General features: G+C 60.6%; 17 protein-coding genes. All 17 read right to left on the bottom strand.

What is annotated here, in order from left to right:
• Positions 1–8: 8 nt before the first annotated feature.
• The 17 genes from KY49_RS37725 to KY49_RS36340 all read right to left on the bottom strand — a co-directional run bounded on the left by KY49_RS37725 (position 9) and on the right by KY49_RS36340 (position 13,177).
• Complete coding sequence (locus KY49_RS37725; RefSeq protein WP_156162622.1) at positions 9–152, bottom strand: hypothetical protein; 144 nt, start codon at positions 150–152, stop codon at positions 9–11.
• The gene (locus KY49_RS27125; protein ID WP_042587499.1) at positions 152–472 is read right to left on the bottom strand and encodes a phage tail assembly protein; all 321 of its coding nucleotides are present in this window, start codon (positions 470–472) and stop codon (positions 152–154) included. Before KY49_RS27125 ends, KY49_RS37725 begins: the two co-directional genes overlap by 1 nt.
• Positions 469–843: a phage tail tube protein gene (locus tag KY49_RS27120; protein WP_042587498.1), complete on the bottom strand. Its 375-nt coding sequence runs from the start codon at positions 841–843 to the stop codon at positions 469–471. Before KY49_RS27120 ends, KY49_RS27125 begins: the two co-directional genes overlap by 4 nt.
• A 62-nt stretch (positions 844–905) precedes the next feature.
• Positions 906–2,408 (bottom strand): phage tail sheath subtilisin-like domain-containing protein, encoded by a 1,503-nt coding sequence (locus KY49_RS27115; protein WP_082062454.1) that lies wholly within the window; start codon positions 2,406–2,408, stop codon positions 906–908.
• 17 nt (positions 2,409–2,425) lie between these two features.
• The gene (locus KY49_RS27110; protein ID WP_042587496.1) at positions 2,426–2,650 is read right to left on the bottom strand and encodes a hypothetical protein; all 225 of its coding nucleotides are present in this window, start codon (positions 2,648–2,650) and stop codon (positions 2,426–2,428) included.
• 5 nt (positions 2,651–2,655) lie between these two features.
• Entirely contained in the window at positions 2,656–3,297 is a 642-nt protein-coding gene (locus KY49_RS27105; protein ID WP_042587495.1) for a hypothetical protein, read from the bottom strand.
• Complete coding sequence (locus tag KY49_RS27100) at positions 3,297–3,749, bottom strand: hypothetical protein (RefSeq protein WP_042587494.1); 453 nt, start codon at positions 3,747–3,749, stop codon at positions 3,297–3,299. The genes KY49_RS27105 and KY49_RS27100 overlap by 1 nt, the downstream gene beginning before the upstream one ends.
• Before the next feature lie 2 nt (positions 3,750–3,751).
• Complete coding sequence (locus tag KY49_RS27095) at positions 3,752–4,051, bottom strand: hypothetical protein (RefSeq protein WP_197083609.1); 300 nt, start codon at positions 4,049–4,051, stop codon at positions 3,752–3,754.
• A 22-nt stretch (positions 4,052–4,073) separates the two neighbouring features.
• Positions 4,074–5,111, bottom strand: coding sequence for a major capsid protein (locus tag KY49_RS27090; protein ID WP_042587492.1), 1,038 nt, complete (start codon positions 5,109–5,111; stop codon positions 4,074–4,076).
• A 100-nt stretch (positions 5,112–5,211) separates the two neighbouring features.
• Entirely contained in the window at positions 5,212–5,637 is a 426-nt protein-coding gene (locus KY49_RS27085; RefSeq protein WP_042587491.1) for a hypothetical protein, read from the bottom strand.
• Positions 5,638–5,667: 30 nt separating this feature from the next.
• Positions 5,668–6,948 carry a S49 family peptidase gene (locus KY49_RS27080; RefSeq protein WP_042587490.1) on the bottom strand — a complete coding sequence of 427 codons (1,281 nt, stop codon included), beginning with the start codon at positions 6,946–6,948 and terminating at the stop codon, positions 5,668–5,670.
• Positions 6,945–8,531 (bottom strand): phage portal protein, encoded by a 1,587-nt coding sequence (locus tag KY49_RS27075; protein ID WP_042587489.1) that lies wholly within the window; start codon positions 8,529–8,531, stop codon positions 6,945–6,947. Before KY49_RS27075 ends, KY49_RS27080 begins: the two co-directional genes overlap by 4 nt.
• Positions 8,532–8,535: 4 nt before the next feature.
• Positions 8,536–8,865, bottom strand: a complete 330-nt coding sequence (locus tag KY49_RS27070; RefSeq protein WP_156162621.1) for a hypothetical protein — start codon at positions 8,863–8,865, stop codon at positions 8,536–8,538.
• Positions 8,862–10,823 (bottom strand): phage terminase large subunit family protein, encoded by a 1,962-nt coding sequence (locus KY49_RS27065; RefSeq protein ID WP_231636651.1) that lies wholly within the window; start codon positions 10,821–10,823, stop codon positions 8,862–8,864. The genes KY49_RS27070 and KY49_RS27065 overlap by 4 nt, the downstream gene beginning before the upstream one ends.
• Entirely contained in the window at positions 10,738–11,343 is a 606-nt protein-coding gene (locus KY49_RS38795) for a DUF1441 family protein (RefSeq protein ID WP_156162620.1), read from the bottom strand. Before KY49_RS38795 ends, KY49_RS27065 begins: the two co-directional genes overlap by 86 nt.
• A gap of 329 nt (positions 11,344–11,672) precedes the next feature.
• Positions 11,673–12,299, bottom strand: a complete 627-nt coding sequence (locus KY49_RS27055) for a hypothetical protein (RefSeq protein ID WP_042587486.1) — start codon at positions 12,297–12,299, stop codon at positions 11,673–11,675.
• Between the two features lie 281 nt (positions 12,300–12,580).
• The gene (locus KY49_RS36340) at positions 12,581–13,177 is read right to left on the bottom strand and encodes a DNA-binding protein (RefSeq protein WP_082062452.1); all 597 of its coding nucleotides are present in this window, start codon (positions 13,175–13,177) and stop codon (positions 12,581–12,583) included.
• Positions 13,178–13,222: the final 45 nt, after the last annotated feature.

The raw sequence follows: 13,222 nt of genomic DNA, 5'->3' as shown, positions 1-13,222 counted from the left end.
CCTCATTTTTACTGCTCGTGCCGATCGGCATAGTCCACCGCGCGCCTATGCATGCGCAGCAGATCTGTCAATGACAATGCCATCACGAAACCCGGATCCAGCTTGACGTTGAACAGCAAGTAGTCGATCACTTCGTCCAGGTTCGATGGCATCAGGCGAAAAAAGCGAACATCGCATCCGTCACGGCTGTCATGTCGCTACGTGACATCGTGAGCAGCAGCGGCCGATGGATTCCGGTGACCTCGGCCACATACGACAGCAGGCGGCCGCGATTCACTTCGACGCCACCGGCTCGACCGTTGTCGATGCTGAGCATCACAAACGGATCGCCGATTCGGTCGTATGCCGCGCTGTTTGGATCACGCAGCACGAGCTTGGTATGCTCCTTGCCTTCTTGATCGATCAGCGGCCGGCTGAGTTCAACAACCCTCTCCTCCGCTGCAGTGCTCGCCTTGTTTTTCGTTTCGCTCATGATCCGTTCACCTTTCGGCAAGCATTGCTTGCGATCTTGAAGTTGCTGATTTCACCCTTCTCGGTGTTCAGCTTGGGTTGACCGACGACGTGCGCCTTCGCAAAGACGAACGTGTCACCATTGCACAGCTCGATCGTGACCGGCACGTCGCAGAGCGTGTACAGCGTCTGCAGATCGAGATCGCGCGAGTACGACAGCGTGCCTTCCGCCGTTGCTGGCGTCGGCTTCTGCGTGATATAGATCGTGCCGTCCTGATTCGCGTCCGCCGACCGCTCGAAATTGAGCGGCTGAATGTCGAACGCGCCACGCGCCGAGACTTGCTGTCCGTTGACCCGCAGGTAGAACGTCCCGGCAATCGCGCAACTGCCCATGCGCACCTCCTAAATCAAAAAGGCCTACCAATTGGTAGGCCTTGCGGTTGACGTTGCGGCGATCAGTTGGTCGCCGGGTACTGGTTGTAGAACTGCACGAGGATCTTCCCGATGCGCCACTGGTTCACAAAGTCGGGCGGAAGGATCATGTCGACGCAGTTGGGATCAGAATCGCGCTGCACCAACAGGAGCTTGACGAATTCGTCGACGTTCTCGATCACATTGAGGTCGGCGAGCTGATCTGCGAGCCCAATGACATGTGTCCGGATCACGCTCGGCGTGACGGCGAACTGCCCGGGGAATACCGGGTTGCCGTCGTCCTTGAGCGACACCCGCGGGAACGCGGTCGACACGCCGTTGTTCATGTACTCAATGAAATACATGATCTGCGCCATCGTATTGATGTCGAGATACGAATTGTCCGCGGCGCCCAAGCCGTTGACCTGGTACGTCGTCAGCAGTCGGTCAAGACGCACGACGCCGGCCTGATCGACCGTCGTTGCACCGATGCCCTTGTAATACAGCATCTGACGCACCTGCTTATTGAAGCAATCCGGGATTTCGGGCGCATAGATCCCGGGCAGCTCAAGCGTCTGTTCCGGCCGTGACAGTTCCGGCGCATCCGAGAGATGCACGAGCGCGTACGCGGCGAGCGCCGCCGACACCTCCCACGGCGAACTCGGCGTTCGATACAGCCCGAGTATCGACAGATGCTGGTCGTTGTTCGTGCCACCGAACGCGGCGAGTTCAGCCGGTGTGTCCGTCGTGCGAGCGGCGAACGCCTGCCCATAGACCATCCGCATCGCCGCCCAACGCCCGTTCAGATCGTCGAAAAACATCCGCGAAGTAGCGAGACTCACGGAATCCGTGTACGGCAGCGCAACCCACTTGTATGGTTCGTCACCGAGCGTCGCAAGCGCAGCCGTCATGTCCGGATTTCCTGCACCCACCGTGGTCTGAGCGACCGTCAACGCCACACCGGTAACGGGTGCGCCCGCGCCTCGGTACGTCACCCGCACGTCGATCTGGCCCGCAGTTTCACCAGCGTGATTTGCGATGAGTGTTACGACTCCACCATTCACGCTGGCTATCGAAACCTTCGCTTGTGGATCGCCAGCAATCGCATTAGCGATGCCGGTAGCGACATCGGCTGCAGTGTCGCCAAGCAGCACGGTGGTCGCGTATCGCACGCCGCCGATGTATACGCCCGCGAGCCCCGGTGTCTTGAGCGTCGTCGCGTCGACTTCGCACGTGATCGTCCATTGCCCCTTAATCGACGCCGCAGCATCCGAAAGCGGGAGCGCCCACATTTCCGCGAAACCGCTTTTCTTTCGCACGATGCGCGCCATGTCAGCAAGCATCGAACTCTCGCCGAACAGGCCGCTCTCGTTGCCGATGATTTGCACCGGCAATCCGACCGGCGCTGACCCGCCCGGAAGCTTCTGGCCGATCAGCAGCACGCGTTCGGATGTCTGGAAATAGCCCGCCTTGCTATTGTCGACCCCGAAGTATAGAAACGGGACCCGGACACCTTGCGGTACGCCCGGGATCGTAATATCTGCCATGTGTAGCTCCGTGTGGATCAGGAATTCGAGGACGACGATGCCGCGCTGCCCGATGTCGCAGGCGATACCGCCGCCTTCGGCATGGTCGTAGTTGGTACCGCCTCGTCGACATCGCCGAACCGCAGCAAGCTGAGGTAGTACGGATTGACGGGAACGTTCGTGCCGTCGGCCGGCATCTCGCGATATGCGCGCTCGGGCATCAGCACGACGCCGCGCGCCGGCTTGACAAATTTGGTCTGCATTTGGATTACTCCGGGAATTTCGGGTTGAATTGCGTGAGGTCCCGTCCGATCTGAACGCCGGCCTTCATGCAGGTCATGGTCGCGGGCGCCATGCGCTCACCCACAACGATCTCGGGCGGCAGACAGTTCTCGACGTAGTGCACGGTCAAACTGAATCGACGCATGCCGATACGCGCCTGCCTTTCGCTATCCATCGCGCGCGTCGACTGGTACTTCGAGATGCGTTGCACGAGCCGGTCGAATCCGGAAACGTTGCCCTGCTCGTCGATGTGCGGCTGGCGGTAAAGTCGGTCGTCCCACAGCAGCTTGCGGCGAACCTGCTCCTCCATGGTGTCGAGAAGCATCTCGGTGTCGAAGTCGGTCGACATGCTCGCGTACATCTCAACATGCACGACGAGATCGACGTGCGAGCTGAAATTCATCGACATACCCGCCCCGAAGTCTCCGTCCTCTGCGTCCGTGTAGACCGAGATCGCCGGCAACTCGACGTCAGACCGCTGGAGAAGCTGAAGCGGTTCGGAGTGGCTGTCGAACACCCGATCCTGCGCCGCGGTAAAACCGGTAGCGCACGATCCCGACTGCAACGCCGTATTCGGATCGGAAAGGATCGCGACGGCTGCCAGTCGAATCGCAGAGCGAATGAGCATCACGCCTCCCCGGGGCAAAGAAACGCCGCCAGATCTGCATAGAAATTCGGGTCGCGCGCGCCGCTGATCTCGAGCAAGGGCAATCGCACCTCGCCCCACGGATTCAACTTGACGTCTTTCACCTCGTAAACGACGCCTCGAACCACCATCAGGGAGCCAGTGCCGTTTCGGGTGTGGCCCTCGGCATACTGCTTGTACTTGACGGGGACGGCCGCGAAATCGGAGATGAGCCCGCGCAACCGCGGACTGACCTCGGCCACTTCGAGGACCGCACCTCCGAGGTGAAGGTCGTCGGGCGGTTCAACAAAATGCATGAACACCCAATCGTCCTTTCCGCCTGACGGGCGGTGCCTCACCCACTCGCCGAACTCGGCAAGCTGAGCCCTCACCGCCTCGACGTAGTGCCCGGCAAACCCGCCAACGTAGCCGGCCGGAAGCCAGTCGGTCGACATGTTCAGGCGGCCGGCGGCTCGTTGAGCGTGACCGTCGGGCCCGTCGGCGTCGGCACGATCGGCTTAGCCTCGGTCGGCGCATCCGCGTCAACAGCGACCTTGCGCTTGATCAGCGATTCGCCGATTTCGTCCGAAACGGTGAAACGCTCACCGGGAACGATCCATTTTTCGACGCCGGTACGCTTGTAGGTGGGTTCGCCACCGTTCTTGCCCGGAATCTCGACGACCGGGCTGTCGACCTTCAGTCGGCACTTCGCAATCAAATCCATTTCATTTCCTTGAATGGGTGCTCCGACCACCAAGTCCAGGTGGCCGAGGCAGGCGTTAGAGGACCTTGGCCGAGACGGTCGCGTTCGGACGGGACGGCACCACGAGCGGCGCCGACTGCGTCATCAGCATCGCGGCACTCGGGTTCGGCTGCTCCCACATCTTCGCGAAGAAGCGCTGTGCGACCAGCGACGCGAGGTCCTGAATCGCGCCATACGCCTGAACTCCCGCAATTCCGTTGTCACCGCTCGCGACCATCACAACCGTCCCCGGCGGCAGATACGAGATCTTGTTGCCCTGCTCGTCGCGATACCAATCCTGGTACACCCACAGATTGAAGTTGCCGAGTTGCCCCTTGTAGAGGTTTCGTTTCTGCGCCGCCGGCAGCACGTTCGGCAGCGGGCCACCCAGGTTTTGGTAGCGCTTGAACAGATCGAGGAAAGCCGGGTTGTTCTTGATCGCATTCCAGACGTCCGGCGTCATGATCACGTCGGAACCGGCCGCACCGGTCAGTTCGAGGATGATCATCGACCACGTTTCAAGATCGTCGAGCGGCGTGGCGGTCGGTTGCGACCAGAGAGCCGCGCCGGCGAGTGCAATCGTATTGCCCGGATCGCGCGCGAAGTCAACTGTCACGGACGGATAGTCGTCGCCAACGACCACAACCGAGCCGTTCACCAGGGCCTGTGCGGCCATCCATTCCATGCGCCGCTCGATGGCGCGCAATTGCTTCTGGAGCGCACGCTGCGTAGCGAGCAAGAAACGTTCTTGCGGACTGAGCGTTCCAGCGCCGATCGCTTCGCCAGCCGACCGACGAAACGCTTCTTCCGGCTGGACGGCATGCAGAGGTTTCAGATAAGCCGGCGCGAACGACTGTACGACACGCCCTTCGCGACGCATCGGACGGCCTGCGACGTTCGGGCTGACGAACGGGGCAATGCTCTCGTTCTCGGTGAAGCGCTCGAACAGGATTTCCTTGGTCTCGAACTCCATCACCGACGGAAAGAACGAGTTCAGCAGGAAATTTTCCGGCTCGAAGACCGTCTGGATCAACTGCACCAGCTCGGCTGTGTCGAAAATGCTGTACGCGGACATGCGTAACTCCCATACATGGGCCGGGAACTCGATTCCCAGCCGCAGAAATGAAAACGGGCCGCTCGAGGCGGCCCGTGAAGGGTTGGATGTGGCGAAGCAATCAAGTCATCTTGCGCAGCCGGACATTTCCGGCGGCGTTCAGCGCACCCTTCGCAGCGAGCAGATCGGCGGCCGAGACCGGCGCACCCTGCGTCGTGATCGCGAGTTCGTTGAAATCGCCTTCCGAGTACACCTGAAGCAGGTATTTGCCAGCGGCATGGGTGGTCGACTGCGCCGCCGTAAGATTGCTCGGGCAGATGAACCGCGCATCGGCGCCAGAACCAGCCGCGACGGTGTTCACAGTGTTCGTTGCTGCGTCGAACGACAGCAGATCGCCACGCACGTACACGACGCCGCTCGTCAAATAGACTTCGACGAAGTGAACGTCGCCGCTTACGACGAGTTGATCCGGGGTATAGCCTGCTTCGGTGCTGAATGCCTGGTACGGATCTGCCAGATTCGGATCGTTTTGCGGATAGAAATCCATGACTTGCTCTCCTAAATCGTGAGAATCGGCTTAACCGTGCTTCTTCCAGAGCGCCGCCGACTTTTCAGCGAACGCTTGCTTCTTGTCGACGGTCTGTCCGGCGAGATCCGCCTTCACGTTGGCCGCATCGGCCAGTTCTGCAACCGTTCGACCACCAGTCGCAGCCTTCGGGAAGGTCGCGAGCAGCGCGCCGGCCGTTTCCGGCGTCATGCCGGGCGTCAGCGCGAGAGTCACGGCCGATTCGCCGCGGTCAACGGCCTCGGCATGCTGGAGAATCGCGCCGATTCGCGCGCGCTCGGCATCCACGCCTGCTTTCACGCCCTCGGCGCGCGCTTCCTCGGCGAGGCGCACGGCCTCCGCTGCCGACATCACGTCTTGTCCCGGCGCGTCGGCGCGGGCACCTTGCGTACTCATGAGTACACTCCCTTTCGAAGTGCCGCCCTGACCGGACAGCGTTGTTGAAAATTCATTGAGCGCGTCGGAAAACGGCATCACTGCGTCGGCGAGGCCCGCATCTACTGCTGCTCGGCCGCGATATAGCCGCGCCTCGGTATCGAGCACCGCTTGCACGTCCATCTTTCGCCCCACCGCGACGCTCGAAGCGAAGAGCATTCGCAAATCGTCGAGCTCACCCTGCCAACGGTCGCGCACGCCTTCGGGTAGCGGCTCGTACGGGTTGCCGTCGACCTTGCTCGCGCCGGAATGGATGAGCGTCACCTTGATGCCGTCATCCTCGAGCTGCTTACTGTAGTCACCGTGCGCCACCAACACCCCCACGCTGCCGACTTCGGCTGTCTCCGTGACGATCAGCCGGTCGGCGGCGCTTCCAAGCCAGTAGCAGGCACTCGCGGCCAGTTCGTTCGCATGGGCCCATACTGGCTTCGACGAAGCCGCAATCTTTGCAGCGAGATCCTTGACGCCCGATACCTCGCCACCCGGCGAATTCATGTCAAGCATGATGCCGCGCACCTCGGGATCGGCGAGCGCACCGGCCAACTTCGCCTCAATACCGTCGTAGCCCTGCATCCCCGATACAGGGTTGAGCGCCGCATTCTTGTGCACGAGCGTGCCGTCGACCGGAATCACCGCGACGCCGTTCTGCACGTCATATGCGCGGTAGCCGCGCGCCGGGTCGTATGCGTTCAGTGCGCCGGCAATTGCCTGCCCCTCCAGCGATTCGCCCGACGCCAACACGAGTTCACTGATATTCAGCCGCGGCGAAAGGGCGGCGAAAAAAAGCCGGGCATAGCCCGGTTCCAGCAGCAACGGGCGGTTAAGCGCCCGGGCCGCAATGTGTGGATAGCTCTTCATTCAGTCTCCACAGACAGCATCGCGAGGGTTTCAGGATCTGCCTGTCCCGCATATGGATCGGTTTTCGGCAATCCAAGCTCTTCCATGTACGCGATTTCACGCGCGCGCTGCTCGAGTTCTTCGTCCCAGCGATCGCCGTTGTCGGCGGTCACGTTCATGAGGTTCGTTTCGCCCGTCGTCAGCTTTGTCTGGTTCGCCTTCGCCGTCTTCAGTTCGTCGATCACCATCTTGCCGGCGCCGATCCAGGCTGAGCGCGTCAAAGCGGACCGTGCTTTCCAGTAATCGATGCCAGGAGGCGGCTTGATCCTGCCACGCGTAATCGCCTCGTCCATCCATGCGCGGACCATCAACGACGCCAGACGATCCACGAACCCCGCACGCTTCCCGGTGACGTACTTCCATGCAACGTCGATCGACGCGCGCGCACTGCTGTACGTCGTCTTCGAAAAGTCCCCCGTGTACTCCTCGTAGGACGTGTTCATGCCCCGCGCACAGTGACGCATCATCCAAGTCCGGAACGACTCGGCGTTCGCGTTCGGATGGTTGGGCGTCGTGAACTCGAGCGACTCATTCGGGAACAGGTGCGGAATCTTGATTCCGTCAAACGTCAGGTTAGTTCCATTGTGAAACGCCATCTGCGCTTTGATAAATGCGCCCAACTGTTCGTGAAATGGACTTCCGTTAAGAGCCTCCATTGCCGACCGTGCACCAAACTCCGACTTGATCACCATCGCGTACGTCGTTGCGATGATTGCGGCTTCAAGTTCGACATCTTCGAACCGGTCGACCATCTTCATCTTCTGAATGACGCTCGCGAACTGGCTGAAACCGCGTGTCTGATTCGGCCGTTCCGGCTCAAATACGTGGATGATGTTCAAATCGCCGAACCGGTTGTATTTCGGGTATCGGTCCCACGTATAGGAGCTCATCCCGTAGTCGACATCCTGTTGGTGTCGGGTGCGGATCCAGTACGCAAGCGGCGCGCCCCACGCATCCAGTTCGACGCCGGCCCGCATCTTGTCGACGTCCATCGTCAGATTGCGGTTGCACATCCGCTCGGGCTCGATCGACATGAAGCACGTCGAGTAACCGGCCGGGCTCGAACGCCACTCGCGTGACAGAATCGCCTCGCCCTGCAACATCTCGGTACCGACGCACTCCCGAAGCATCTGCGTCATCGTCCGACGACGCGTCGCGTCGATCAGGCATTCCGGATCGTCTGCGTACAAGCTGAATTCCTGCTCAACCTGTGCCGCCCAATCGTTCGCCGTCTTGAAGTCAAGGCCGAGCGTCTTGTATGCCGGCCGAAGCTGCAAGCGATAGTTCGCACCGACAATCCGGTCCTTCTGCGACTGAAGCGCGCCCCGCGCGAAGCCGTTGTTCCGCGACAGATCGTGCGCGCGGCCCTCGACGATCGCCTTCTCCGGGAGCATGTCCCGATCGGCACTCTTGAGCGACGGGCGCCAATGAGCCAGTTCGCGACTCACCCGCTCGCCCGACTTGAAGGCGGCCCCCTGAACCGTCATGCGATCGTCGGCACCGCTGATAGGCACACCGTGCTGATCGAGAATCTGAATGTCCATAGGGTTACCATCGTCGACGCAACGGATAGGCACCCTCCCATCCGTGGTCTACAAAATTCACGCGACCGGGAGCGCGGTGACATGGAATGCCGAGCACCGCATAGCTTTGCGCGCACGGGCATTGCTGATGCAGGTTCAGAATGAATTTCAGCAGCGCGTCGGGATTGCGGCGACTGAACTCGGTTTCGTTGTCGATCGATTTGACCTTCACCACCTCCCGTGCGCCGCTCAGCAACTGTGTATACGCTGCGATGGCGGACGCCATCATCTGATCACACGTTGGAAGTGTCGGCGAAACCGGGCCGCACGGTGATGTGGAATGCGGATCGCTCATGAATTCATGCTCCTGCCAAGCTTCTCGAAAATCGAAAAGTCGTCTTCCTTCTTCTCGACCTGCTCCGCGAGTGGTCGCGCCCAATGCGGCGGATTCGTCCAGTCGATCGTTTCGCCCTTGACCATGATGAACGCGGCAAGGTTGTACACCATCAGGTCAAATGCCTCGTTCCCCTGTTGCTTCGACCGGCGCTTCCAGCCATCCGCAGTCCGGACTTCGGCCGTGAGTTCCTTGTAGAACCACCCGCCGAGCCATTCCGGAAAGTGGATGTAGCCAGGCCCCGGCTCTTCGCGATTGAGCGACCGGTCGATTTCGTCCTTCAGTTGGTTGACGTTCAGGACATACAGGGGCACCCCGGTGCGCTTGAACTCGGTGGTCGAGCGAACGCATCGCGGCGCGGTCATTTTCGAGCCACCTTTGATCAGCATTACGCGAGCGGCCTTGCCGAGCTTGTTCAGGCGGCGCCAGTACGCATAGGCGTTCTCGGTCGCATCGTCCATACCGCCGGTATCGATGACGACTTGCTTCACCTCGAGTTCGACTCCGCCTTCGGTCTGGTATTTCCGCTCGATCACTTTGTCGAGCACATGCCAGTCCTCGGCATGCGTGAACGGCTCGACGCGCATGAGCTTGCTGTCTTCGCCCATCCGATCAGACTCGGAAACGTTGAAGCGGTCTACCACCCAGCGTTCTCCGTGCAGTCCCCATCCAATCACCTGAACCACAAAGCGATTCTTCTGCTGGTCGATCGCCATCGTCAGGAAGCGAACCTCGCCCCAAATCCGACGCTTCTCGGCCTTCTCGGCGCGTGCCTGGTAGACATCCGGATCTGCAGCAACGGCAGCAACCTTCGGAAGATACGGAACACCCCAATCGATATTGAGCGTCGCCTTCAGCGACTCCGCGTTGCCCGTCGCCTCTTCGCTCTGCTTCGCCTTGAGGTAGTTCGCGACCAGGCTCGACCACGACTGGAAAGCCGCAGCCACACCAAACATCCAAAATGACGCGACGCGCGACTTGCGCGTCTTGCCCGTCCGCCAGCCTTCACCAAGCCAGACGCCGTCCTTGTTCATGGCGTACTTCTGGCGCTCCTCGATGACCGAGCCGCACTCCGGACATATGACGTGTGCGGTTGCGCCGGCCGCCTCCGGGTCTTCGATCGACGTATCCCAATGCAGCACGCTGCGCGGGTGCTCGGGCCAACTGAAAGCCTCGAAACGCTCATCGCAGTGCGGACACGTCCAGTACCAGCGGCGACGATCCCCCCCGTTGTACAGCGCGAGCGCGCCGTCCGTCGGCGGAGCCTCATGCTCCGTCTTTGCCTTCCATTCCGGATCAAGAATTTCGTAACCGGGCGAGGTCTCGACGAGCGTCATACCGCCCGACATGAACGAGGTCGTGCGCTTGCGCGCCAGCGCGAACGCGCCACCTTCGCCGCCGACGTCCTTCGGGTAACCGTCGTAATCAGTCAGCGCCATCCGCGGGATGTTCTTGCCACGGAACTTCCCCGGCGTCGGCCAGCCGATGCTCAGCGTGTTCCCTGCTCGAAAGCGCTTGTCGAATACGTTGTCGTCGTGACCGAACGGCGACAGGCGACCGCGCATTTCCGGGCTTGCGTACACCATGCGGTCGACGCGATTCCGGCTGAACGTCCGCGCGTCGTCCTGCGTGACATGCACGATCATCATGTCGGCCGGATCGTCGACGACCGAATAGACGAGCCAGCCCTCGACAAGTCCCTGCGTCTTCCCACTCTGAGCGATGCCGACAAAAATGACCGCCTCGAGATCGCGCCGCGTCAGGCAATCCATAGGCTCCACGACATACGGCGTCCGGTCCGGGTCCCACGGCCCTTCATATCCGCCCGGGGTACTAATTCGCAGGCTTGCTATCGCGCTTTCGCTTACCTTGTCGCGCTTTGGCGGGAGCAGGATTTCCAGCGTCTCCGCCGCCTCCATCCGCCCCGACGACAGGCTGTTTGTCGGGTACAACGATTGATAGGGCATTCTTGTACAGATCCCCGCGCACGTGCGCGATCTTGCGCGCGAGTTCGCTCACTTGCTCCGGAGACAGTCCGGCCGATTGCTCTAAGACGTCGGGTAGCGTATCCAGAAAGGTTGCGAAGAACTTCGACAGCTCGGCCATCTGCTCGACGTGCTGCGACACCAGCATCAATTCGCCTTCGAGCTTTGCCAGTTCGAGGTCGTTGAGTCTGGTCTTACTCCGAAGATTGTCGATCTGCGCCTGCTTGTACGGATCTTCATCGTCGAGCGAGGCAGCGGCCTGCTTATCCAACTCGCGCCGCCAGAGATTGCGCAGGCTGAGCCCGGCGTAGTATCGGCCCCGCCCGGACTTCACCGTCACGCCGTCAGCTGCGAGGCGAATCACCTGTTCGCGCGACGAATACGGTCCGAATTTTGTAAGCCAATGGACAGATACTTCGAAGTCGGGCTCTGCCGCTTTCGGTTGCTCGCTCATACCCAAACCCGCCGATTTCTCAGTCACAAACTTGAGGGGCCAAGGCCCCCTCACGATCACAGATTCCGCATATCCGAAATCGCTGCAAGCCAGATGCAGAAAGGCGTTCCGGATTGTTGCGAAATCCGCAATAGCACTATTTGTGATTGTGACTGGGCTCGTTTCGGGACCGAAAATTACTTAAATATCGCGCGTCGCAGCATTCCCCGCGTTTTGGCTTCCGCGCGGAAAGGACCCGCCCTCGATCCGCCCCACCTTTCATGATGTAAGACGCCTGCGATCAGGCCTTGCCACGCGCCCGCGACGAGCCTCCGTCGCCGGCCGCCAGCCTAGCCAGCTGCCTTGCTCGCGATCCGCTCAAGCTCAGCCGCGAGACGCTCGTCGAAACGCTTCCGAATTACCGCATCGACAGCCGGCTTCATATGCAATCGCTCCTTGATGCTTACCTGCGGTTTCAGGATGAACAGCGGGACGATGCCGTGAGCCACACCAGCTTCGCCCGTAACAACAGCGTAGAGCCCCTTTTTGAGCTGCACGACATATGCCTGGTTTTTCGCAATCAAGGCGCTGGCGCGTTGCCCTTTCGCTATCACCTTGGATGGCGCGCCACCGACCGGAATCGCGAGATACGGCTTGCCATGAACCTTGACGCTTTCTCGCCCCTCGTCGCCCGCGCGGCGGGTCACGTCTTCAGTCTGCTGCGCCGTCCACCAGTCGGTTGTGCCGACCGCGGCCGTTAGATTCTGCTTCGTGGCCTTGTCGACCTGAATACCCGATCGCGTGCGCTTGTTCCGGAGCGTAAACGTGCCAGGCAACGTGTCCGTGCGGATCGACTTCTGCGAATCGAACGCGACCGTGTTTAGCGCCTGCGCGGTCGCATACGGCAAGTCTTGCGAGAATTGCCGGAGCCGCAGCGAGAGCTTGTCGAAACTGTTCTTGACGTCAAGCTTGATCATGTTGACCACTCTCAAACAGCGCCTCCGCTGCCCTGCGCGCTGCGCTCGGCCGCTTAATCGCTCGACAAGCGCGCGAAATCTCGGCGTTTTGCTTCTGCTCCGCGATTTCTTGCTCAAGCTCAAGTGCATAGAGCGGATCGCCGTAGCAATAGGAGCGTTGGGGATCGGGAAATCGCATGGCCTGAAAGCGAAAAGCCCGCTAGCGTGTGGGCTCGCGGGCTTTGGGCGCAATGATGACGTGTATCTAATGTTGCCGATTATTGTGCATTGAATTCACTGTGTCAACATTTTTCGTCAGTAGTGCCACAAATTCCGATTTCAGATGCGCGAACGTCAAGGATCGTCCACGCGTTTCGCTCAAGTCCCGGCTCCCCTCTCTTTCTATCGCCCTCCAACCAGCGACGTACCGCCGAGTGATGACGGCCTACAGTGTTTCGATGTGCATCACACTGCTCCGCGATTTCCCCAAGGTCGATCTTCACTCCGTAGATTTTTTCGATGATCGCGCGGCGAGCTCGGTAGTGCGAGAAGCCCGACGCGTACGCGGCGGACGCTTCCGTAAGAAAGCTGATTGCCTCCTGCCATTCTGCGTTCGGAATACGCCCGCTACAGCACGGCCGCCCGCACGCACAGGGATGATCCCGTGGGGCGGTCCGCGCGACGATTGCAGCAAGCTGGACGACCGACAGCGATTCAACCATTTCGCGCCGAATCTGCCCCGCCTGGCCGGCGCCATCCATTCCAATTAAGCCCATCCCACCGCCCTTCGATTCCCCACGTAGCCGTTTCGCCATCAATGTCTCGCCGTATTGCTGCGACGAATAGGCCAAGGCGAAGCGCACCGCGTCATAAGCCGACTTGAATCCGATTTCTTCCATTCTCTGTGCCACCGTGCAAATTTGATCGACTCGCGCGTGCGTCGG

It is taken from the genome of Burkholderia sp. MSHR3999 (genome assembly GCF_000833595.1).
Taxonomy (GTDB): Bacteria; Pseudomonadota; Gammaproteobacteria; order Burkholderiales; family Burkholderiaceae; genus Burkholderia; species Burkholderia ubonensis.
Note: the sequence above shows the minus strand (reverse complement) of the source record. Positions and strands in the feature narration are given on the sequence as shown.

Bases quoted from the DNA above. Each gene is read 5' to 3' on its own strand.
- KY49_RS37725 (WP_156162622.1), bottom strand. From the start codon at position 152: ATGCCATCGAACCTGGACGAAGTGATCGACTACTTGCTGTTCAACGTC.
- KY49_RS27125 (WP_042587499.1), bottom strand. From the start codon at position 472: ATGAGCGAAACGAAAAACAAGGCGAGCACTGCAGCGGAGGAGAGGGTT.
- KY49_RS27120 (WP_042587498.1), bottom strand. From the start codon at position 843: ATGGGCAGTTGCGCGATTGCCGGGACGTTCTACCTGCGGGTCAACGGA.
- KY49_RS27115 (WP_082062454.1), bottom strand. From the start codon at position 2,408: ATGGCAGATATTACGATCCCGGGCGTACCGCAAGGTGTCCGGGTCCCG.
- KY49_RS27110 (WP_042587496.1), bottom strand. From the start codon at position 2,650: ATGCAGACCAAATTTGTCAAGCCGGCGCGCGGCGTCGTGCTGATGCCC.
- KY49_RS27105 (WP_042587495.1), bottom strand. From the start codon at position 3,297: ATGCTCATTCGCTCTGCGATTCGACTGGCAGCCGTCGCGATCCTTTCC.
- KY49_RS27100 (WP_042587494.1), bottom strand. From the start codon at position 3,749: ATGTCGACCGACTGGCTTCCGGCCGGCTACGTTGGCGGGTTTGCCGGG.
- KY49_RS27090 (WP_042587492.1), bottom strand. From the start codon at position 5,111: ATGTCCGCGTACAGCATTTTCGACACAGCCGAGCTGGTGCAGTTGATC.
- KY49_RS27085 (WP_042587491.1), bottom strand. From the start codon at position 5,637: ATGGATTTCTATCCGCAAAACGATCCGAATCTGGCAGATCCGTACCAG.
- KY49_RS27080 (WP_042587490.1), bottom strand. From the start codon at position 6,948: ATGAAGAGCTATCCACACATTGCGGCCCGGGCGCTTAACCGCCCGTTG.
- KY49_RS27075 (WP_042587489.1), bottom strand. From the start codon at position 8,531: ATGGACATTCAGATTCTCGATCAGCACGGTGTGCCTATCAGCGGTGCC.
- KY49_RS27070 (WP_156162621.1), bottom strand. From the start codon at position 8,865: ATGAGCGATCCGCATTCCACATCACCGTGCGGCCCGGTTTCGCCGACA.
- KY49_RS27065 (WP_231636651.1), bottom strand. From the start codon at position 10,823: ATGGAGGCGGCGGAGACGCTGGAAATCCTGCTCCCGCCAAAGCGCGAC.
- KY49_RS38795 (WP_156162620.1), bottom strand. From the start codon at position 11,343: ATGAGCGAGCAACCGAAAGCGGCAGAGCCCGACTTCGAAGTATCTGTC.
- KY49_RS27055 (WP_042587486.1), bottom strand. From the start codon at position 12,299: ATGATCAAGCTTGACGTCAAGAACAGTTTCGACAAGCTCTCGCTGCGG.
- KY49_RS36340 (WP_082062452.1), bottom strand. From the start codon at position 13,177: ATGGAAGAAATCGGATTCAAGTCGGCTTATGACGCGGTGCGCTTCGCC.